A 3,233-nucleotide genomic window follows, 5' to 3' on the forward strand; every position below is an offset into this window, starting at 1 on the left:
CTATAATTTTTTCAGTATGCTCTCTTGCTTGATTTAATAGTCCTAAGTCGGTCGGATATTTAAGGTCGGCTGGCGCACAGGTTGCATCTAATATTAATTTTCCTTGATTTTTGGGCTCACTTATTTCTGATGACTCTTTTTCGACGATAACTCCTGGCACTTCGGTCTGCTCTTTGACCATTTTTTCGTTAATTTTATTTCCTCGGGTTGACTCCTATTCTCTCCCTAAAATGAACAAACATGGATGAATCAAATGGTGCAGCATCACTATAGGTTGTCATGCCTATAAAGTATTGTAGGTATGGGTTTTCTCTTATTTGTTCTAGCGTTTCTTTGTCGCTGGTTCCTAGCCTTTCTTTAATTATTAATGCCCCCAATGCCATCCTAAATGATTTGGCAGGCGCTCAATTAGATACTGTAAAATTTTCGGCATATTCATCAACAAAAATTCTGACCACGGAATTATTTTTGCCATGATTACCCAACGATTATTCTCTGATAATTGCCCCTGTCCGTGAAGGTCAAAGTTGGAAGGTGGGGTTGGGGCCCTAGTCAACTTTTCGGTACATGAACGAAAGTGCTGCTGTGCATGGCTTTTGACTAATTTTAGCTCATAGTCTAACACATTGTCAACGCCGAACGCGAGTCAAAGTCTTTTGAGTTTTGAGGTAAGGGTTTTAGGCTTATTCAGCAAGCCCTAAAATAGACAAGATAGAATATCAAATAATCGGCAAAATAGAAACCAGACCAGAAATAATATCAGCCGAGAAAATAAAAGCAGGGAGATTCATATTAGCTACAAATATTTTAGACAAAGAAGAAATAACCAACCAACAAATATTAGAAGAATACAAAGAGCAACAAAGTAACGAAAGAGGATTTAGATTCTTGAAAGACCCATTATTTTTCACATCAAGCGTATTCGTAAAGAAACTGTATAACTTAGCGCAAAGGAAGTTAAGGCAAGAATTAGAATCAGCAGATGCCAGCATCAGAAACCAGGTCAAGAAATTGACAAATAAACCGACAATGCGGTGGGTATTTCAGATGTTTCAAGCCGTACATTTAGTCAATTTAGATGGAGCAAAGTGAGCAACTTAACACAGGAACGCCGAGATATATTGAATTACTTAGGAAAGGTTTGCGGTCGATATTATTTAATAGTTGAAGATGGATAAATACAAAGACAAGCCGGAGAATATTATTGAATAAATCTAAATAATTAGCAAGGCAACAATCATGTTGCTGAAATTTTGGTGTCTAATTTATGGAAAATTGGCTCAGAGATATCACAAATAAATATATTAGGAAATATCTCTTAATTTAAATTCATTGTATATAGCCAAAATTTGATGATAATAATACCAAAATTAGAAAAGGTAGGCAAAAATATTTTTCATACGATGAATAAGTGCGGAATGTGGGTTACATCGTTTGTCTAGAATGACTGTAGTTTAGACTAAAAAATGAGCGCAGCTAAAAGTAGCCACCTTTGAATCTCAGGCAAGCTGTTGCTAAAAAACTCAAAAAGTAGAAGATTAAATAGCTAACCTTGAAGACTTTTTGCGTCGAGAAACCCGTTTTTTAACGGTAGGATAGCATGGTGCCTTAGTTCGTACCCTTCCTTTTTCCCAGCCGGGGGATTTTCCCCTATGTTTAGGGATTTTTGTGGGAGTACCAATGTCAACTAAAAGCGAAAACATTGATTCGGCAACACGTCCAGGGGTTAAATTGATAGTAGCAGATTGCCAAGGTAAGACATTCTCAACCACTAAATCCCTAGCTAGCCAGAGTTGCCAACTCATCAACGGCATTAAATCACTCCAACGTTCAGATTGTTCAGGAGTTCTCAAGTTAGGCAATGTCCAATGCAATCTTTGCTTCGCAAATCGATACCAATGATCGACTCCAAAGCGTCGTAAATATTTGAACCAAACAGTTTCGCTTGGGTAGAGTTCGTTCTCCAACCCAAGCCAACCATAAGGGTGGAAATGGCTGACCATTTGACATGGGCTTCATTCTTTCCACCAGGATTAAATTGACTTTTTGTCCAGGGGCGCGATAAAAATGCAAGTCAATCCATTGTCTGACTCGGACTTTTCCCAAATCTGGATGTTCGTCAATTTCAATCTCTGTATCCGCTTGGAGCCATGTGGTTGGGTCATTGAGTCTCATTTTTTGCCCATGTTTGGGTGGTCTACCGCGACCACTATAGGCTGGTGGTGCTGACCACTCTTCAGGCATTCTTTCGGACTCTCATTAAACAATCAGCTTGAATGGAAGCTTGCTTTAGCGCTAGCACCCAACTTGCATTGCCATATTCTCGGTCTAAGACTGCTAATACTGGATTGATGCTTTGTTCACAGACAAGTTTAAGTTGGGAAGCTGCTTGAAGTATGGGTGAAGACCCACTACTTATTCTTTCATGGAGCAGGGGTAATGCCCAACTTCCGATCGCTTCAGGTATCCACGCAATTGTACTGTACCCCTGTCCCACAATGCAGCCGCTCTGATATTCATGGGTTCTGTCTTTTAACGTTTTGGCATCTCGTCTGCCCCATGCAGTGTGGTCGATTGCTACTAATATATGTTCCGTTGGGGCTGCTTCTTTCTGTAATTGCTCTAGATACAGCAGCATCAGTTTTTTTCGGTCTGTGGATTGAGTGAAAATTCCGCTAAACATGACGCATTTCTGGTGGTCATCACTGAATCCATCAGCTCGAATGTTGCATACGAGAGCTTGCACCAATAATTCATATGCTGCTTGACGAAAGTCCTTTAATCGTTCACTGTTCATTTAAGGAGTGGATAGGTTTTCTTTTTCACCGTCATTCTCTCCTGGCGCGGTGGCTCTAGTTCTTCTTTTGCCACCGTTCTCATCTTTGGTTAGTCTAAACTACAGTAAGAATGGCGAAGAGTTTTGCCATCAATTGCGATCACCTCTCCTGGATTAAAGCAACTAATAGATTGAATCCAACTCAAAAAATATTTCTGAAATTGCTCCGGCTTGAGACGAGAAAATACTCTCGCAATTGTGTCGTGTGAGGGTATGCCATTCGGTAATTATAAAATTTTCTTTAACCATTCGTATTTAGGTAGTGCCCTGAAGGAAAGGATCGAAGCAAGCTATAATCAGAGAAGTGTTTGCCATAGCGTGATATGACATTAGAAATTAATTGTTGCCCTAATTGTGGCTCAAAAGAAGTTAGTCGGAACGGTAAAACTCGGCATCA

Annotated in this window: 2 protein-coding genes and 3 pseudogenes; 1 reads left to right on the top strand and 4 read right to left on the bottom strand. The window is 39.8% G+C overall.

Annotation, left to right across the window (positions count from 1 at the left end; all coding sequences use genetic code 11):
- Positions 1-556 (bottom strand): annotated as a pseudogene (locus JGK14_RS00075) (transposase); the annotation flags it as partial.
- 155 nt (positions 557-711) lie between these two features.
- On the opposite strand from JGK14_RS00075, the pseudogene JGK14_RS33930 reads away from it, so the two are divergent.
- Positions 712-1,178: pseudogene (locus tag JGK14_RS33930) on the top strand (IS1634 family transposase); the annotation flags it as partial.
- A gap of 676 nt (positions 1,179-1,854) precedes the next feature.
- On the opposite strand, the gene JGK14_RS00085 reads toward JGK14_RS33930, so the two are convergent.
- The 3 genes and pseudogenes from JGK14_RS00085 to JGK14_RS00095 form a co-directional block, all read right to left on the bottom strand.
- Complete coding sequence (locus JGK14_RS00085) at positions 1,855-2,244, bottom strand: hypothetical protein (protein WP_293187210.1); 390 nt, start codon at positions 2,242-2,244, stop codon at positions 1,855-1,857.
- A complete protein-coding gene (locus JGK14_RS00090) occupies positions 2,237-2,797 on the bottom strand; it encodes a hypothetical protein (RefSeq protein WP_325314552.1) in 561 nt (186 codons plus the stop codon). Before JGK14_RS00090 ends, JGK14_RS00085 begins: the two co-directional genes overlap by 8 nt.
- Before the next feature lie 104 nt (positions 2,798-2,901).
- Positions 2,902-3,093, bottom strand: a pseudogene (locus tag JGK14_RS00095) (ISAs1 family transposase); the annotation flags it as partial.
- Positions 3,094-3,233 lie beyond the last annotated feature (140 nt).

This window comes from Microcoleus sp. PH2017_28_MFU_U_A, assembly GCF_020738035.1.
Lineage (GTDB): Bacteria > Cyanobacteriota > Cyanobacteriia > Cyanobacteriales > Microcoleaceae > Microcoleus.